Raw genomic sequence first — 15,703 nt, forward strand, 5'->3', positions numbered from 1 at the left:
CGGAGGGGGTGGTCCTCAGAAGATGTAGGGAGCAGTTGTTGCTGACGCCCGGGAGCAGTTCGCAGGACTTGTTCATATCGGGGCGTGACGTCACGAACGAGGGCGACAATACGTGACGAGTACAGGACCAGCCACACTCTCGAGCTATACGATACAAATCGGCAGGCACGGTGGGCGGAGTGAATCGGGGGCGCTATCACTCGAACGGCGACTCTCCGATATGCCAGGCGTCCACGACGCTGAAGTCTCGTTTCGTGCAGGGACCGCACGCATCACGTACGACAGCAGCGTCACCTCGGAGGCCGACCTCAAACGAGTCATCCGCGACCATAGGGTCTCGCTCCGGGACGAGGCAGATGCCGGTGGACTGAGTGAGGAGGCCGACGAGACTACGACCTCGGAACTGCGCACCGAGGCATTGTTCGTTGTCATCACCTTCGTAGGGATGATAATCGGTCTGAGCGTGGGCTGGTTCGGTGGCCCGGCCGCCCTAGGGTGGGTCGGGTACAGTGCAGCGTACGTCTTCGGCGGCTGGTATGGGCTCAAAGGGGGCGTCGAGACGCTTCGGCACCGTGCCGTCGACATCGACCTGCTGATGATCGTCGCCGCACTCGGTGCACTGTCGATCGGCGCACCGTTCGAGGGGGCGATGCTCCTCTTCCTGTTCTCCCTGTCGAATACCCTCCAGCACTACGCAATCGGGCGCTCACGCCGGGCGATCAAATCGCTGGTGAACATGCGACCAGACACCGCGGACGTCCTCCGTGGTGGTGAGGAGGTCACAGTACCGATCGACGATGTGGCCGTCGGCGACGTCTTCGTGGTCCGTCCTGGTGACCGCATCCCGCTCGACGGCACCGTCGAGTCGGGTGAGAGCACAGTCGACCAAGCGTCGCTCACCGGAGAGTCCGTCCCAGTGCCGAAAGAGCCACGCGACGAGGTGTTCGGTGGGACGATCAACGAAAGCGGGAGCCTCGAGGTCTCGGTGACCCGTCAAGCCCACGAATCGGCTATCACCCGTCTTATCCATATGGTCGAGAGTGCCCAGAGCGAGAAAGCACCCACGCAGCGACTCATCGACCGTCTCGAACAGCCCTACGTACTGGGCGTGTTCGGACTCACCGGCGCGGCGATAATAGTCCCATTACTCCTGGGTGGCGAGTTCACGAGCACGTTCTACCGTGCGATGACGCTGATGGTCGCCGCGTCACCATGTGCGGTCATCATCTCGACGCCGGCGGCAGTGCTCTCGGCGATCGCTTCGGGCGGACGACAGGGGGTGTTATTCAAGGGTGGCGAACACGTCGAGACGGCGGCGACGGTCGACGCCGTCGCATTCGACAAGACGGGGACACTCACCGAGGGCAACACGCGGTTGACGGACGTGGTCGTGCGCGACGATATCCCCGACGGGCAGCGACTCTCGGAGACAGAGTTACTCGTCCGGGCCGCGGCGGTCCAGGACCGTTCCGAACACCACCTCGCTCGAGCCATCGTCACGGAAGTCGAGAACCGTTCGCTCGACTTCCCCGAGGCGCGAGGGTTTCAGGCGACTGCCGGGAAAGGGGTGCGGGCGACCGTCGATGGCAGGACGGTCCACATCGGCAACCGGAGCTACTTCCAGACGGTATTGGCCGACACACCCGTCGAGGGGCAGGAAGTCGGCCTCGAGAAACTCGAAGCGCTCGAAAGTGAGGGAAAGACGGCTGTAATCGTCGCACTCGAGTCCGACAATGCGACCCGCGTCGTCGGGTGGCTCGCGTTCACAGACACCCTCCGTCCGGGGGCCGCCGACATGATTTCCGACCTCCGGGCGCTCGGCATCGAACACATCGTCATGCTGACGGGGGACAACGAGCGCGTCGCACGTCGCATCGCCGACAAAGTGGATATCGACGAAGTACGGGCAGAGCTACTCCCCGAGGAGAAGGTGGCCAGCTTAGAGGCGCTGGTCGAACGCCACGATACCGTGGCGATGGTCGGCGATGGCGTCAACGACGCCCCTGCGCTCGCGACCGCCTCGCTCGGTATCGCGATGGGTGGTGCCGGTACCGACGTGGCACTCGAGACGGCTGACGTCGTCCTAATGGGGGATGACCTGAGCAAGATTCCGTACGTCCTCGAGCTGGGGCGCCAGACGCGCCGGACCCTCGTGACCAACCTCGCAATCGCCTTTGGAGCGATTGCCCTCATGGTTGGCACCATCCTCTTCCAGGGGCTCGCGCTCCCTCTCGCCGTGGTCGGGCACGAGGGGTCGACCGTGCTGGTCTCCTTGAACGGACTCCGACTGCTCGGCTATCGATGACGCACGGTGGATCTCGACCGTGAGCCGGTTTCGTCGACCGAATCGATGACCGCCCGGTGTGAGCGAACACAGAGTCCGTGGATGGAGTGTTCGGCGAATTCTCGCTCGATACCGATGGCGGCGTTCGTAGCGTTACAGACCCTGTCGGTCCGGGCTGAGCATGATGGACCGCAAGATCAGTGCCATCCCGGACGAGACGAGTACTGCTTGGACGAGCGCGGCCGAGAACAGTGACGTCCCCAGCACACCGTAGATGAGGCCTTCACAGATCGCACCGACGCCGATGAAGACGAACCCGACCGAAACGTAGACCATGGGGAAGAGTTCACTCCGTCTGTAGGCGTAGAACGCGAGATACGCGACGCTAAGGCTGAGCAAGAGCGTCACGAGTTTGATGAAGGCGGTCAACGGACCGATCATGTGTTGTCACGCAGGTTCCGCCAGAGTGCGGTGAAGTTGTCGGCGAGTTCGTCGCGCGTTTCGACGGACAGGTCGAGGCTCCCCTCGGAAATCGAGACGTGAAACGCCTCTATCGTCGTCTCGAACAGCCGTTTGTGTTCACCCCCCGAACCGATCGTCGAGTGGACCCTGACGAGACCGTGTTCTCGCAACGTCGAGAGACGCCGATACACCGTCGTCAGCGATGCATCACAGATCTGACAGAGGGCTTTCGCCGTCCGTGTCTGCTCGTCGGCCGCGAGTAGGATCGCTCGCGAGTAGTCGTCTGCGAACACGTCGAAAAGCGCCACAGACGAGTCGACCTCATCACCACCCATGCGGACCTCGTCTCGGTCACGGGCAAAGAGTCGTCGGTACGCTTCTCCGGAGAGGGGATCGTAGGAGGCAACCTCCGTAGTAGTGGGCGGTGGTGGAACAGACCGGCTTTTCGCCGAGTTAGCGAACAGTCGGGTCGTTTTAGCGCTCGCGGGCCGAAGCGAGGACAGCGATGCAATCGCCGACAAAACGTCACCTCAAGGCGACAGTCGTCAGTGTGGGGTCGTTCCTCCTCTTCGGAGTCGTTACTGGGTTGATCCCCAACCCGATCTACGTTCGGATGGTCCCACGTACTCCGGTGGACTACTTCTTCCTCGTACTCACAGCCGGGTTCCTCGGTTTCTTCACGCTACAACGAACCAGCCATCGAGGTGCCGACGACAAGACAGCGACGACAGGTGCGATCCTCGGATTTCTGGCGTTCGGCTGTCCCATCTGCAACGTGTTCCTGCTCGCGCTCTTCAGTAGTTCCGCGTTGATGACGTACCTCGACCCCCTCCGTCCGGTACTGGGGGTCGTGAGCGTCGCACTCTTCGCGGGGCTCGTCTACACCCGCTCACAGCGCCCCTGCGACTCGTGTACCGTCGAGTCGGAACAGCGGAACGCTCATCAGTAGTTCACACACGATGACCGACAGCCACACAGACGACGTCGACGAGACGGACGCGACGAGTCAATGTCGACGGGGGCGTCCAGCGACCCCATGATGGGGTGACCACAGAGGTCGATGCCGAAATCGGTCGTCTCGGCGCTCGCGTGAAACGGGGCCGCCGTCGGCGCCACCGGACTCGACTCGAGCCGGGAGGCACCGTACACGCTGCCTCCACTCATCAGGAGGGTCCCGACACCACCGAGAATCGCCCGACGCCTCGTCAGGGAGTCAGGGGGTTCCATACCACCTACTCCGACAATCTCGCGTATATGAGGTCCGGCGATACGCTCGCTGTGCAAAAAACCGTACTGGGCAGACCTCGACGCTGGCGATTCGGTGGCGACTATCCACTGTCGAGTGCCAGGGAGAACGGTAGTCGCGTGTAGACCAGCGCGTTCGCGGTGACTGCGTCGACCGTCGTGTACTCGTCGACCGCGTGCACCGTCTCCGTTCCCAGCGCGAACTCGACGGTGGGTATCCCCGCGTTCCGCAGTGTCTTGGCGTCGCCGCCACCGGTCGCACTTCGCCGATAGACGGTGTCGTCTAGCACCTCGCTGGCGACCGTCGTGACGGCATCGACGAGTGGACTGTCGACCGGTTCGGCGGTCCCGGTGCTCCAGACGACGTCCGCGATGGTGATACCCTCGCACTCGGCGACACAGGCCCGAATCTCACCGAGTACGTCCTCCGTTCGGGCACCGGCGGTCAGGCGAATATCGACATCCGCGGTCGCCGACTGGGGAACGCTGTTGATGGCGTCCCCACCACGCAGCGTTCCGAGGTTTATCGACGGGTACTGAAAGAGGTCGCGTGCGGCCTGCTCGCCCATCATCGGCGCGTAGTACGCGACCGACTCCTCGACGACCGGTCGCAACGTCGAGGGGAGCCGTAGTTCTCGCGTGCCGACCCGCTCGCGGAGCGTCTCGACGGCCGCGTAGAGTCGGTCGATGGCGTTCTCCCCCAGGGCCGGTCGAGAGCCGTGTGCACTCTCGCCGGTGGCGGTCAGCGTCAGCCAGATGCTGCCACGGTCGGCGACCGTGACCGAGTGGCGGTCGTCCCGACAGGTCGGTTCGCCGATGACGCACGCGTCGGCGTCGAGGTGGCCGCCTTCCAGCAGCGCCGGGAGACCCGCCTTACCACCGACCTCCTCGTCACTCACGAATGCGAACACGAGGTCGACCGGCGGTCGCGTGTCAGTCGCAGCGAACGCCTCGATGGTGTGGACCATCGAGGCGACTGCGCCCTTCATGTCGGTCGCACCGCGCCCGTAGATGCGGTCGTCGACGCGTTCGCCGAGTGGGTCGAACGACCAGGCGGTCTCGTCGAACGGCACGGTGTCGAGGTGGCCGTTGTAGAGGAGCGTCCGGTCGCTCGCTCCCGGGACGGTCACGACGAGATTCGGTTTCGCGGGGTCGACCACGACTCGTTCGAGGGTCACCGGCAGCGGGTCCAACCGGCGTTCGAGGTGGTCGACGATGGCTCGTGTCTCACCCGGTGGGTTCTGTGTGTCCAGTGCCAGCAGGTCAAGCAGGAGGTCGACCGGAGCGTCCTGGTCGTTCGAGACGTATCGGACTGGGGGTTCGGTCATGGGTAACGGGGTCAGTCGGTGTCGGCCGGACCTGCGGGGTCGGCGTCGGTGGGCACGCTCGCTTCGCGGTCGGGGTGCGTCTCGCGCATCCAGACGAGCGTGACCGTCCCCGAGAGGAACATCGCCGCGGCGACGACGTAGAAGGCGGCAGCCGTCGACAGGAGGTCGGCGGTCACGCCGATGAGGATCGCCCCGAACCCGTAGCCGGCATCGCGCCACATCCGGTAGACGCCGAGGCCCGTCGCCCGCCACGACGGGTGGGCAGCGTCCCCGACGACCGTGATGAGGTTCGGGTAGAGGAGCGCCATGCCGACGCCTGTCAGGGCGGCGGTTCCGACCCACGGCCAGTAGCCGTCGACGAGTCCCGTCAGGAAGACTCCTCCGCCAGCGACGAACATCCCCGTGATGACGGGTGGTCGTCGCCCGACGCGGTCGGCGAGTCGCCCCGTGTACAACTGGAGGACGCCCCAGACGCCGCCGTACACGCCGACGATCACACCGACCTGCGCGGTCGAGAGACCGGCGGCCGTCAGGTACAGCGGATAAGCGATCCAAACGAGCGCGTCGACGAACTTCTCGACGCTCCCGGCCTGCGCTGCCGCGAACAGCGTCCTGTCGCCGTAGGTCGCCCGCTTCAGAACCGCCCCGAACGGCAGGTCGGCGTCCTCCTCGGTGGCCTGGTCGTCGGCCTCTGCACGTGCGTACGGGAGCGTTTCGTCGACGAACAGGACCGACACGAGGAGGGCGAGCAGGACGACGCCCGCCAGGAAGTAGAACGGTTCGGGACGGAGGCTGTACCGGGCCGCGATGACGCCGGTGACCCACGCCCCGACGGCGACCCCGCCGTAGCCGAACGCCTCGTCGAGCCCGACGGCGAAGCCGCGGGCGTCGCTCCCCGCGAGGTCGATCTTCGCGTTGACGCTCATCGACCAGGCGAGCCCCTGATTGACGCCGAGGAGCACGTTCCCGAGCGTGATCCACCACCAGTTCGGGGCGAAGGCGAGAATCACCGGGATCGGGAGGGCGACGACCCACCCGGCGACGAGGATGGGTTTCCGTCCGTACGTCTCGGACCACTTCCCGCCGTAGAGGTTGAGCAGGGCCTTCACGAAGCCGAAGCTGACGACGAACGAGCCGATGACCAGTACCGACTCGACACCGAGCACGTCACGGCCCAGAATCGGGACGACGTTCCGCTCGGCGCCGATGGTGAGCCCGACGGCGAAGACGGTGAGCAACTGGAGTGCGAACTGCTGCCAGTTCCGTCGGATACCCTGCGTGTACGACATTATGGGGAGACGAGTTCGTCCTCAGTTCGCGGCGCAGTTGTTCGGGCCGAGTTCGAGTTCCTCGACGTCGTCGCCGGGTTGCTCCTCGCCCCAGTTGATCTGCTTGATCTCGTTGTAGTTCGCGGGTTCGTCGGCGAGGCTCTCGACGATGGTCTCGACGAACGCCTCCTCGTCGCCGTCCTCGACGTAGCTCAGCAGTTCGTTCGTCGACTCCGCTTTCAGCTCGCCGAGTTCGGTCGCGAGCGGTCGCACCTCCTCGTCGCTGAAGTGGCCGGGGAGGACGACGGTCCCGTCGTCGAGGTCGGTGAGTTCATCGAGGCTCTCGAACAGCCGGCTCGCGGCCGTCCGGACGGCGTCCTCGGAACTGTCCTCGAGGTCGGGGCGGCCGACGCTCCGGAGGAACAGGGTGTCCCCGGAGAGGAGCGCGTCGCCGAACTCGAAGGAGACGCTCCCGGGCGTGTGGCCGGGCGTGTGCCGGACCGTGAGTTCGCGCTCGCCGACCTCGATGGCGTCGCCGTCGGCGAGTTCGGTCACGCGGTCGAGAGCGGCGACGTCCTCGCCGTGGAGGTAGTAGGGAACGTCGAGTTCGCCTGCGAGGCGGCGCGCCCCGGAGACGTGGTCGGCGTGCGCGTGGGTGTCTGCGACGCCGACGATTTCGACGTCCCGTTCGTCGGCCGCGCCCAGATAGTGGTCGAGGTACTGGGAGGGGTCGACGACGACCGCCTCGCCGCTGTCGTGGACGAGATACGAGACGCACCCGGTCCCGGGACGGACGATCTGGACGACGCCGTCGAGGTCGGTGAGTTCGTACTCGCGGTGGACCCGTCCCCACGAGTTCATCCCGTCGGGGATGGACTTCGCGTCGAAGCCCTGTTCGCGGAGGAACTGGGCGGCGCGCGCCGACGTGATTCCCCCGACACAGACGACGGCGATCTCCTCGTCCTCGGGGAGTTCGTCGAGGTGGTCTTCCAGCCCCGAGAAGTCGTGGGCGAGCAGTTCGTCGTAGATGGGGACGTTCTCGCTCTCCGGGATCTGCCACTCCTCGTAGTCGTCCTCGTTGCGCACGTCGAGGACGAACAGGTCCTCGCTGTTCTCGTCCACGATACGGCGCGCGACTTCGGATGCTTCGATGTCTGTATTGCGCATTACATACAATACAAACTGCCAGAGGGTGATAAATGCGTTGATGAGACGGTCGACGACTCAGCAGGACGGTCGCGTATATCAGTGCTCGTCTACGTTCGACTCAGCTCTCGGCAGAAGCGGGCGAGTGGAGGTCCTCACCGTACTTGTCCTCGAACTCGCCGATGAGCTGTCCCATCTTTGCGTACCAGTCGTTGAGCGTCCGCTGCATCTCGCGTGCGACCTCGTCGGCGTCACGAAGCCGGTAGACGTGGTAGTAGCCGCCGTGGTCGTAGTTCACCTGCTCTTTCTGGACGAAGCCAGCCTGGAGGAGCCGCTGGATACCACGGTAGGCGGTCGTCCGCTCACGGTCGACCTGTTCGGCGATCTCGTCGACGGTGAGCGGGTCCTGTCGCTCGCTGAGCAGCTGGAATATCTCCCTGTCGAGAGCTTTGAGATCGTGGAAACACTCCAGCAGGCCCTCGCACTCCATGTCCTTCCGGAGCATCTCGTTCATCGAGTCGGCCATGAGTGGTGGAACGTAGGGAGCGAGTGGCCAAAAGACTTTGTAAGCTCGATACAATACTGGCCCGAGCTACGACGTGGTGAGCCGACACCACGTCCCGCTCTGGTCGTCCCGGAGCTGGCAGATCGCGGCGAGGACGACGGCGCTACTCACCAGCAGCGCCGCCCCGAAGATGAGCACCGTACTCAGCGTGTCGAGGAGTTCGATACCGTAGACCGTTCCGAGCCTGTTGGCGGCGACGGCGGCGCTCCCCGCGAGGAGCATGGCGGCGAAGTACCCCTTGATGTCGGCCTCGTCGACGAGGTTCGTCGCTCCCGCCCCGATCCGTGCCCCGAGCGCACTCCCGAGGAGCAGGAACCCGACGACGGGGAGCGCGACCGCCCCGGACTGCGCGTACGTGAACGCGCCGAACGCGCCGGAGATAGTGATCTGGAGGATGTCCGTCCCGACGGCGATCGCGGCCGGGACACCGAGCCCGTACATCATCGCCGGCATCAGGAGGAAGCCGCCACCGACGCCCAGGAACCCCGAGAGGACGCCGATGACGAGTCCGATGGCGAAGACGATACTCCCCGAGACGCGGACGCCCCCGCGCAGCGTCACCATCGGTGGGATGTGGATGGCCTGGACGCGGTCGGCGAGGCCGCCGCCGTCCGACGTGCCGCCGTCCGAGCGGGCGTCGTGGAGTGTGAACAGGCCGACGGCACCGAGCAGGCCGACGTACGCGACGTTGATGACAAGGTCCGCCATCCCGCTCGCGTCGAGGAGGAAGACGACGCTCTTCCCGCCCTCGATGCCGAGGGTCATGGCCGCGGTCATGATGGTCGCGAGTTTGTAGTCGACCTGCCCGTGCTCGCGGTGACGGAGCGCGCCGATGACGCTCGTCCCGAAGACGAACGCGAGGCCACTCCCGACGGCGACCGTCGAGGGGTAGCCCATGACGAGCAGCGCCGGCGTCACGAGGAACGACCCTCCCATCCCGAAGAACCCGAACAGCGTCCCGATGAGCAGTCCGAATCCGACGAACGTCGCGACCAGCAGCAGACTCATCCCGAGGAGTTCCACCCTCAGTCACCTCCGACCGCGTCGAGGACCGTGCCCCTGACGAGACCGCCGAGGACGCCGTACCCGACGTACAGCACTAACGCCTCCCCGAGGACGAGACCGACTGTCGTCACCGCACCTGTCGACCCGCTCAAGACTCCGATTACGGACATATTACGTGTTTCCTGTCGTATTGTTTGGAACGTCGTTTACTGCACAATACAGCTCGCGAACACCGACCAGCGATGGGGTGAGAACCACGGTCGTCAGTCGGTGGGGACGGTGTCCGAGGTGTCGGCGTCGTCGGCGCGGTACGACCGGACGTACCCCTGCGCGTACGCACCGAGGAACATCCCGAGGACCGCCCACAGGATGGGGAGATTCCCGATGCCGACGCTCGCGTACGCCGCACCGGGACAGATTCCCGAGATGCCCCACCCGACACCGAAGATGGCACCGCCAGCGAGGACGTTGCGGTTCATCGACTTCAGCCGACGGGTGTACGCCCGCCCGGTGAGCGGTGCGCGGTCGAGGAAGCGCGTGGCGACGAAGAACACCACCCCAGAGACGACCGCGGCCCCGCCCATCACGAACAGCAGGCCGAGGTCATCGAACTGGAGGAAGTCCAGGACGATCTCGGGTTTCGCCATCCCGCTGAGCGCGAGGCCGAACCCGAACACCATCCCCCCGAGGAGTATCAGGAGGGTGACCCCGAGGCTCCGGTCCTCGTTGGTCGCGGCGCTCACGGCGACACCCCCAGGGCGGCGACGATCTGAGCCGTCCCGATGGCGAAGGCCATGAACGTCGCGACGTTCACCAGCGAGGTCTGCGAGAGCGACCCGACCCCACAGACGCCGTGGCCGGAGGTACAGCCCTTCCCGAGGCGCGTCCCGACGCCGACGAGGAACCCGCCACCGAGCAGTCGCCACGGCTGGACCGCGGTCGTCCACCCGAACTCGCCGAACGCGAGGGCGTACACCGCCGCTCCGCCGACGATACCGAGCGTGAACACGACGCGCCAGTCGCGCGAGGCCAGGTACTTCGTCCGGTTGAACCGGGGGACGTCCGAGACGTACGACAGCGTCGACTCGAGGAACGTGCTGGCGCCCGCGATGATGCCTGTCCCGAGGTAGATCGTCGCGACGCCCAGGCCGATGAGCAGGCCACCGGCGGCGTACTGAGCGATACCGCGCGGGAACAGTTCCGCGAACGCGACCAGGGGGAGTGTGGTTGTGATCATTGTCTCGTGTGGGGTCGCGTTCTCAGTCGCTCGTCATCGCGTCGCTGCTGGCGGCGCAGTTGTTCGGGCCGAGTTCGAGTTCGAACGCCTCCTCGTCGTCGGTCGCCCGCTGGCCGAGGTTCGTTCCGATGATCTCCTCGTAGTTCGCCGGGCGTGGCGGCATGTCCGAGCGGATGAACTCGACAAACGCCTCGCGGTCCATCGACAGGGCGTCCATCTCACGTTTCAGGTCGCCGAGCCTGGTGACGTAGGTTCCGTCGTCGCGCGGTGTCGCGCAGTCGCTGAAGTGGGCTGGCGCGACGAGGACGTCGTCGCCGAGCGGCAGAATCGTCGACTGGAGCGTCTCGTGGAGTTCGGCGGCGGCCTCGCGTGCTTCCTCGTCGTCGGCCCCTTCGAGGTCCGGCCGGGCGACGCTCTCGGTGAACAGGCCGTCTCCACTGAGGAGGACGGCGTCGTCGACGAGGTACGACGTCATGCCAGAGGTGTGGCCGGGCGTGTGAAGGACGTCGACGTCGATGTCGCCGACGGTGAGCGTGTCGCCGTCACCGACCGTCTCGTAGTCGACGTCGTACTCGACGCCGCGATCGACCGCCGGTTCAGGGAGGACGACCTGCGCGCCAGTCTGGGCGGCGAGTTCGCGGACGCCGCTGACGTGGTCGGCGTGGACGTGCGTATCGATGGCGTACGTGATGTCGACACCCATCGCCCGTGCGTCCTGTACGTAGTCGTCGACGAACGCCCGGAGCGGGTCGACGACCGCGGCCTCCCCGTCGCTGACGACCATGTAGGCCATGCAGCCGCTGGAGGGGCGCTGGTACTGTGCGACGGTCGCGTCCGTGTCGGCGTCGAGTTCGCGGTACTCGTAGATACCCGCCCAGCCGTTCATCCCGCGTTCGAGGTTGACGGCGTCGACTCCTTCGTCGAGGAGCTGGCCAGCGACGTACTCGCTGGAACCACCCTTCGCGCAGACGACGACCGTCGGGTCGCCTGCCGGGATACGTTCGAGGTGGTTCTCGCTCACACCGTCGAGCAGTTCGAAGTACGGGACGTTGGCGACCTCGGCACTCTCGCCGTCGATGCGCCACTCCTCGTACTCGCTCTCTGCACGCACGTCGAGTATCGTCACCGGCCGACCGTCGTCGATGCGCTGTTTGAGCGCTTCGGGGGCGATCGACTCGACGTCCGCATCCGGTTCGGGAAATCCGTCGTCCATCTGTACCCGTTCGTACCGCCCCGCGACTCAAAAGGGTTTCTATGCTATTGCACAGTTCACACAATCATCCTAGGCCATTCTGAGACTGTAAGCGGCCGAAGCGTTGCGAGAGAGCTGCTGAAGCATCACTGCGGGACAGAGAAGTTCGAGCATTGCCCAATAATCAACACACTTTTCAATGACGGGGCAGTATTGTCTGCTAAGCCCAATACGGAATGGGCCGAGCCACAATGAGTTCGGAATACACAGTCACAGAGACGCTCGACGTGAAAGGTGAATCGTGTCCGATGCCGGTCGTGAAGACGAAAGGCGCAATCGACGGCCTGAGTCGGGGTGACGTACTGCAGGTGCTCGCTACCGACTCCGGTAGTGTGAGCGACATCGCGGGGTGGGCGGAGACGACGAACGGCGTCGAACTTCTCGACCAGGGAGAGGACGGCGACGTGTTCGAACACTACGTACGCAAGACGGAGTAACGATGAGCATGGACACACCCGACGGTTCGGAGACGGAGACGCCGGTCGACTCGAGTGAGGACCCCGAAGACCTGACGACGGCCGAACTCGCCGCCGAGGTCGAAACACTCCGCGAGGAGATGACCGACCTCAGAGCGGAGGTGAGCGACGACCAGCAGTCGATGGTCATCGTCGCGACGAAGGGGAGCCTCGACATGGCGTACCCGCCGCTCATCCTCGCGTCGACGGCGGCCGCGTTCGGCTGGGACGTCACCGTGTTCCACACCTTCTGGGGACTCGACATCCTCCACGAGGAGAAGTCGAAGGAGCTCAAGCTCTCGGCGGTCGGCAACCCGAGCATGCCGATGCCGAACGCGCTGGCAGCGCTGCCGGGAATGGACTCGGTGGCAACGCGCATGATGAACCGGAAGATCGCCGACAACAACACCGCGACCATCGAGGAACTCGTCGACGTGTCGCTCGACCAGGGGGTCGACCTCCAGGCCTGCCAGATGACCATCGAATTGATGGACTACGACGAGGCCGACTTCTACGACGGGGTCACGACCGGCGTCGGCGCGGCCACGGCGCTCCAGCGGATGGCGGATGCCGACATCCAGTTGCTGGTCTGAGCGTCACTGCTCGCAGAATTAGGATCACATCGAACGAACCACACAATCCCACAATGAGCTACACAACACAGAAAGAGACGAGCGGACCGTTCGACAACGTCGTCGAGCAGACGATCGCTGCACTCGAAGACGAAGGGTTCGGGGTGCTGTGCGACATCGACGTGCAGGCGACGTTCGCGAAGAAACTCGACGAGGAGTTCCGCCAGTACCGGATCCTCGGTGCGTGCAACCCGCAACTCGCACGCGAGGGGCTCGAAGCGGAGATCGAACTCGGTGCGCTCCTCCCGTGTAACGTCATCGTGTACGAGGAGGACGACGGGACCGTCGTGGTGAGTGCGGTCGACCCGGGCCAACTCGTCGGACTCACCGACAACCCTGCCCTAGATACCATCGCCGGCGACGTCTCGGAACGGTTCCAGCGCGTCCTCGAATCGCTGTGAACCACGTCTACCGGAGAGCACCCCGGGGCCGTTCACAGTGACCGAGCACCCGCTGGATTCGTTCGGGACGGAGAACGCGAAACGGAGCCGACGATGGGACGGTTCCCGTCCGGATACGGAGGACAAGCGCCACCTGTCGACAGAACGACGACTACCATGAGCGAACGACGAACGAACTCGACGAGTGACGGACAGTCCGACCCCGAGCCCCCTGGAACCGACTGCGACGAGTCGTTCGACGCGGTAAGCGAGGAGGCCCGGACCATGGGCCGGGGGTTCTTCGAGGAGTCGAGTTCCCCCGGGTCGGCGATGGCACACCTCTACCGCGGGGAGATCCACCGGATGAAGCTCTGGCGCGAGCGCCTCGACCGGACCTCCAACTGGGCGGTGACGCTCATCGCGGCCATCCTCACCTACGCGTTCTCCAGTGCCAACCGCCCCCACTACGTCATCCTCGTCGGCGTCGTGATGGTGACGGTGTTCCTCGTCATCGAGGCCCGTCGGTATCGCGGGTACGACATGTGGCGCTCTCGCGTCCGGATCCTCCAGCGCAACGTGTTCGCGTACTCGCTGGACCCGTCGCAGGGAATCGAGGACCCCGACTGGCGGCCGCGCCTCTCCCGGGACTACCGCGAACCCCGAACGAAGATCTCCTACGAGGAGGCGATCGCCCACCGCCTTCGCCGGGTGTACCTCCCCCTGTTCACGGTACTGCTCGGCGCGTGGTTGTTCCGCATCCTCGTCACGCCCGAGAGCGGGGGGACGTGGCCCGAGAGCGCCGCCGTCGGTGCGCTCCCGGGGACCCTCACGATGGGCCTCGTCGGCGCGTTCTACCTCGTGCTCGTCGGTATCACGTTCCGCCCGCGTGTCTGGCAGGCGACCGGCGAACTCCGGCGGAGTGAGGTCGGTGCGTGGGACGATATCAAGTGACCGGTCGGGGACCCGAACGGTTCGACCCGGGCCGCCCCGACCCGGCGTTCCGCCCACCTGTTGACGGGTAACGCGTCGGTCGCACCTCGGGCGCGCGAGTCGCCGTCACAGAGTCCGGCAAGCATTACCACACGACGTAGCGTAATACGTCCCCGCACGCACGGAGAGATATGAGCGACGAACCAGCCGAGCGTTCCATCGCCACCGACTCGCTGCACGCCGGGCAGGACCCCGACCCGACGACGGGTGCCCGCGCGCCGCCGCTGTACCAGACCACGTCGTACGTCTTCGGCGACGCCGACGACGCGGCGGACCAGTTCGCTCTCGAGAAGCCCGGATACATCTACTCGCGGCTGATGAACCCCACCCTGGAGACGCTACAGGAACGCCTCGCGGCCCTCGAAGGCGGCGTCGGGGCCGTCGCCACCGCCTCGGGGATGGCCGCCCTCGACCTCACCACCTTCCTCCTCGCCGAGGCGGGCGACAACATCGTCAGCGCCTCCTCGCTGTACGGCGGGACGTACACCTACCTCACCCACTCCGTCGAGCGTCGGGGGGTGACGACCCGGTTCGTGGACACGCTCGACTACGACGCCTACGAGGAGGCCATCGACGAGGACACCGCCTACGTCCACCTGGAGACCATCGGCAACCCCGCGCTGGATACGCCGGACATCTCCCGCATCGCCGATATCGCCCACGACCACGGCGCGCCCCTGTTCGTGGACAACACGTTCGCGACGCCCGCGCTCTGTCGGCCCCTCGAACACGGCGCGGACCTCGTCTGGAACTCGACGACGAAGTGGCTCCACGGGTCGGGTACGACGGTGGGCGGCGTCGTCGTCGACGGCGGGTCGTTCCCGTGGGCCGAATACTCCGAAAAGTACCCCGAACTCGCGGCGGACAACCCCGCCTACCACGGCGTCAACTTCGCGGAGACGTTCGGCGAGGCGGCGTTCACCTACGCCGGCATCGCCCGCGGCCTGCGTGACCTCGGCAACCAGCAGTCGCCGTTCGACGCGTGGCAGACGATTCAGGGGCTGGAAACCCTCCCGCTCAGGATGGAACGGCACTGTTCGAACGCGATGGCCGTCGCCGAGCGACTGGAGGCCCACGAGGACGTCGCGTGGGTCACCTACCCCGGACTGGAGAGCCACTCGACCCACGAGAACGCGAGCGAGTACCTCGACGGCGGCTACGGCGGGATGATAACCTTCGGACTGGAGGGCGGGTACGAGGCCGCCCGCAAGACGGTGGAGTCGACGGAACTCGCGAGTCTGCTCGCGAACGTCGGCGACGCGAAAACGCTCATCATCCACCCCGCCTCCACGACCCACCAGCAACTCACCGCCGAGGAACGCGAGTCCTCCGGCGTGAGCGACGACCTCGTGCGTCTCTCGGTCGGCATCGAGGACCCCGCCCACATCGTCGCGGACCTGGAGCAGGCCATCGAGGCGGCGTCGAACTGAGCGCGGGCTACCCCTCCGTCACGT

The 15,703-nt window shown here is 65.6% G+C and carries 18 protein-coding genes; 7 read left to right on the top strand and 11 right to left on the bottom strand.

The window, feature by feature from the left end:
* Positions 1 to 112: 112 nt before the first annotated feature.
* Positions 113 to 2,305: a heavy metal translocating P-type ATPase gene (locus tag NKG96_RS17645; RefSeq protein WP_368409332.1), complete on the top strand. Its 2,193-nt coding sequence runs from the start codon at positions 113 to 115 to the stop codon at positions 2,303 to 2,305.
* Between the two features lie 132 nt (positions 2,306 to 2,437).
* Here the strand turns inward: NKG96_RS17645 and NKG96_RS17650 are convergent, their stop codons facing one another.
* Complete coding sequence (locus NKG96_RS17650) at positions 2,438 to 2,725, bottom strand: DUF7521 family protein (protein WP_254538448.1); 288 nt, start codon at positions 2,723 to 2,725, stop codon at positions 2,438 to 2,440.
* On the bottom strand, positions 2,722 to 3,267 hold the full coding sequence (locus NKG96_RS17655; protein ID WP_254538450.1) for a winged helix-turn-helix domain-containing protein: 546 nt from the start codon (positions 3,265 to 3,267) through the stop codon (positions 2,722 to 2,724). Before NKG96_RS17655 ends, NKG96_RS17650 begins: the two co-directional genes overlap by 4 nt.
* Here NKG96_RS17655 and NKG96_RS17660 point away from each other — a divergent pair.
* Complete coding sequence (locus NKG96_RS17660; protein ID WP_254538451.1) at positions 3,252 to 3,695, top strand: hypothetical protein; 444 nt, start codon at positions 3,252 to 3,254, stop codon at positions 3,693 to 3,695. The genes NKG96_RS17655 and NKG96_RS17660 overlap by 16 nt on opposite strands.
* Before the next feature lie 379 nt (positions 3,696 to 4,074).
* Here NKG96_RS17660 and NKG96_RS17665 read toward each other — a convergent pair whose 3' ends face one another.
* From NKG96_RS17665 to NKG96_RS17705, 9 genes are all read right to left on the bottom strand, one after another.
* Positions 4,075 to 5,319, bottom strand: coding sequence for a M20 family metallopeptidase (locus NKG96_RS17665; protein ID WP_254538452.1), 1,245 nt, complete (start codon positions 5,317 to 5,319; stop codon positions 4,075 to 4,077).
* Between the two features lie 11 nt (positions 5,320 to 5,330).
* Positions 5,331 to 6,608 (bottom strand): MFS transporter, encoded by a 1,278-nt coding sequence (locus NKG96_RS17670; RefSeq protein ID WP_254538454.1) that lies wholly within the window; start codon positions 6,606 to 6,608, stop codon positions 5,331 to 5,333.
* Positions 6,609 to 6,629: 21 nt separating this feature from the next.
* Positions 6,630 to 7,754: an MBL fold metallo-hydrolase gene (locus NKG96_RS17675; protein ID WP_254538455.1), complete on the bottom strand. Its 1,125-nt coding sequence runs from the start codon at positions 7,752 to 7,754 to the stop codon at positions 6,630 to 6,632.
* A 100-nt stretch (positions 7,755 to 7,854) separates the two neighbouring features.
* Positions 7,855 to 8,259 carry a helix-turn-helix domain-containing protein gene (locus tag NKG96_RS17680; RefSeq protein ID WP_254538457.1) on the bottom strand — a complete coding sequence of 135 codons (405 nt, stop codon included), beginning with the start codon at positions 8,257 to 8,259 and terminating at the stop codon, positions 7,855 to 7,857.
* A 66-nt stretch (positions 8,260 to 8,325) separates the two neighbouring features.
* The gene (locus NKG96_RS17685; protein WP_254538577.1) at positions 8,326 to 9,306 is read right to left on the bottom strand and encodes a sulfite exporter TauE/SafE family protein; all 981 of its coding nucleotides are present in this window, start codon (positions 9,304 to 9,306) and stop codon (positions 8,326 to 8,328) included.
* Positions 9,307 to 9,323: 17 nt separating this feature from the next.
* Positions 9,324 to 9,473 (bottom strand): DUF7512 family protein, encoded by a 150-nt coding sequence (locus NKG96_RS17690; RefSeq protein ID WP_254538458.1) that lies wholly within the window; start codon positions 9,471 to 9,473, stop codon positions 9,324 to 9,326.
* Positions 9,474 to 9,566: 93 nt separating this feature from the next.
* Complete coding sequence (locus tag NKG96_RS17695; protein ID WP_368409333.1) at positions 9,567 to 10,046, bottom strand: YeeE/YedE family protein; 480 nt, start codon at positions 10,044 to 10,046, stop codon at positions 9,567 to 9,569.
* Complete coding sequence (locus NKG96_RS17700) at positions 10,043 to 10,540, bottom strand: YeeE/YedE family protein (protein ID WP_254538461.1); 498 nt, start codon at positions 10,538 to 10,540, stop codon at positions 10,043 to 10,045. Before NKG96_RS17700 ends, NKG96_RS17695 begins: the two co-directional genes overlap by 4 nt.
* A 22-nt stretch (positions 10,541 to 10,562) precedes the next feature.
* A complete protein-coding gene (locus tag NKG96_RS17705; RefSeq protein ID WP_254538463.1) occupies positions 10,563 to 11,753 on the bottom strand; it encodes an MBL fold metallo-hydrolase in 1,191 nt (396 codons plus the stop codon).
* A gap of 230 nt (positions 11,754 to 11,983) precedes the next feature.
* Here NKG96_RS17705 and NKG96_RS17710 point away from each other — a divergent pair, with 230 nt between their 5' ends.
* From NKG96_RS17710 to NKG96_RS17730, 5 genes are all read left to right on the top strand, one after another.
* Positions 11,984 to 12,229, top strand: coding sequence for a sulfurtransferase TusA family protein (locus tag NKG96_RS17710; RefSeq protein ID WP_254538464.1), 246 nt, complete (start codon positions 11,984 to 11,986; stop codon positions 12,227 to 12,229).
* A 2-nt stretch (positions 12,230 to 12,231) separates the two neighbouring features.
* Positions 12,232 to 12,840 carry a DsrE/DsrF/DrsH-like family protein gene (locus NKG96_RS17715; RefSeq protein ID WP_254538465.1) on the top strand — a complete coding sequence of 203 codons (609 nt, stop codon included), beginning with the start codon at positions 12,232 to 12,234 and terminating at the stop codon, positions 12,838 to 12,840.
* A 53-nt stretch (positions 12,841 to 12,893) separates the two neighbouring features.
* Positions 12,894 to 13,280 carry a DUF302 domain-containing protein gene (locus tag NKG96_RS17720; protein ID WP_254538466.1) on the top strand — a complete coding sequence of 129 codons (387 nt, stop codon included), beginning with the start codon at positions 12,894 to 12,896 and terminating at the stop codon, positions 13,278 to 13,280.
* Between the two features lie 264 nt (positions 13,281 to 13,544).
* Positions 13,545 to 14,210, top strand: coding sequence for a DUF2270 domain-containing protein (locus NKG96_RS17725; protein WP_254538579.1), 666 nt, complete (start codon positions 13,545 to 13,547; stop codon positions 14,208 to 14,210).
* Positions 14,211 to 14,380: 170 nt separating this feature from the next.
* A complete protein-coding gene (locus tag NKG96_RS17730; RefSeq protein WP_254538467.1) occupies positions 14,381 to 15,679 on the top strand; it encodes an O-acetylhomoserine aminocarboxypropyltransferase/cysteine synthase family protein in 1,299 nt (432 codons plus the stop codon).
* Positions 15,680 to 15,703: the final 24 nt, after the last annotated feature.

The organism is Halomarina litorea, assembly GCF_024227715.1.
GTDB lineage: Archaea > Halobacteriota > Halobacteria > Halobacteriales > Haloarculaceae > Halomarina > Halomarina litorea.

What these genes read in the sequence shown, in the direction of transcription:
- NKG96_RS17690 (WP_254538458.1), bottom strand. Translation starts at nt 9,473, where the DNA reads ATGTCCGTAATCGGAGTCTTGAGCGGGTCGACAGGTGCGGTGACGACA.
- NKG96_RS17660 (WP_254538451.1), top strand. Translation starts at nt 3,252, where the DNA reads ATGCAATCGCCGACAAAACGTCACCTCAAGGCGACAGTCGTCAGTGTG.
- NKG96_RS17650 (WP_254538448.1), bottom strand. Translation starts at nt 2,725, where the DNA reads ATGATCGGTCCGTTGACCGCCTTCATCAAACTCGTGACGCTCTTGCTC.
- NKG96_RS17700 (WP_254538461.1), bottom strand. Translation starts at nt 10,540, where the DNA reads ATGATCACAACCACACTCCCCCTGGTCGCGTTCGCGGAACTGTTCCCG.
- NKG96_RS17680 (WP_254538457.1), bottom strand. Translation starts at nt 8,259, where the DNA reads ATGGCCGACTCGATGAACGAGATGCTCCGGAAGGACATGGAGTGCGAG.
- NKG96_RS17715 (WP_254538465.1), top strand. Translation starts at nt 12,232, where the DNA reads ATGAGCATGGACACACCCGACGGTTCGGAGACGGAGACGCCGGTCGAC.
- NKG96_RS17730 (WP_254538467.1), top strand. Translation starts at nt 14,381, where the DNA reads ATGAGCGACGAACCAGCCGAGCGTTCCATCGCCACCGACTCGCTGCAC.
- NKG96_RS17685 (WP_254538577.1), bottom strand. Translation starts at nt 9,306, where the DNA reads ATGAGTCTGCTGCTGGTCGCGACGTTCGTCGGATTCGGACTGCTCATC.
- NKG96_RS17665 (WP_254538452.1), bottom strand. Translation starts at nt 5,319, where the DNA reads ATGACCGAACCCCCAGTCCGATACGTCTCGAACGACCAGGACGCTCCG.
- NKG96_RS17705 (WP_254538463.1), bottom strand. Translation starts at nt 11,753, where the DNA reads ATGGACGACGGATTTCCCGAACCGGATGCGGACGTCGAGTCGATCGCC.
- NKG96_RS17670 (WP_254538454.1), bottom strand. Translation starts at nt 6,608, where the DNA reads ATGTCGTACACGCAGGGTATCCGACGGAACTGGCAGCAGTTCGCACTC.
- NKG96_RS17710 (WP_254538464.1), top strand. Translation starts at nt 11,984, where the DNA reads ATGAGTTCGGAATACACAGTCACAGAGACGCTCGACGTGAAAGGTGAA.
- NKG96_RS17675 (WP_254538455.1), bottom strand. Translation starts at nt 7,754, where the DNA reads ATGCGCAATACAGACATCGAAGCATCCGAAGTCGCGCGCCGTATCGTG.
- NKG96_RS17725 (WP_254538579.1), top strand. Translation starts at nt 13,545, where the DNA reads ATGGGCCGGGGGTTCTTCGAGGAGTCGAGTTCCCCCGGGTCGGCGATG.
- NKG96_RS17720 (WP_254538466.1), top strand. Translation starts at nt 12,894, where the DNA reads ATGAGCTACACAACACAGAAAGAGACGAGCGGACCGTTCGACAACGTC.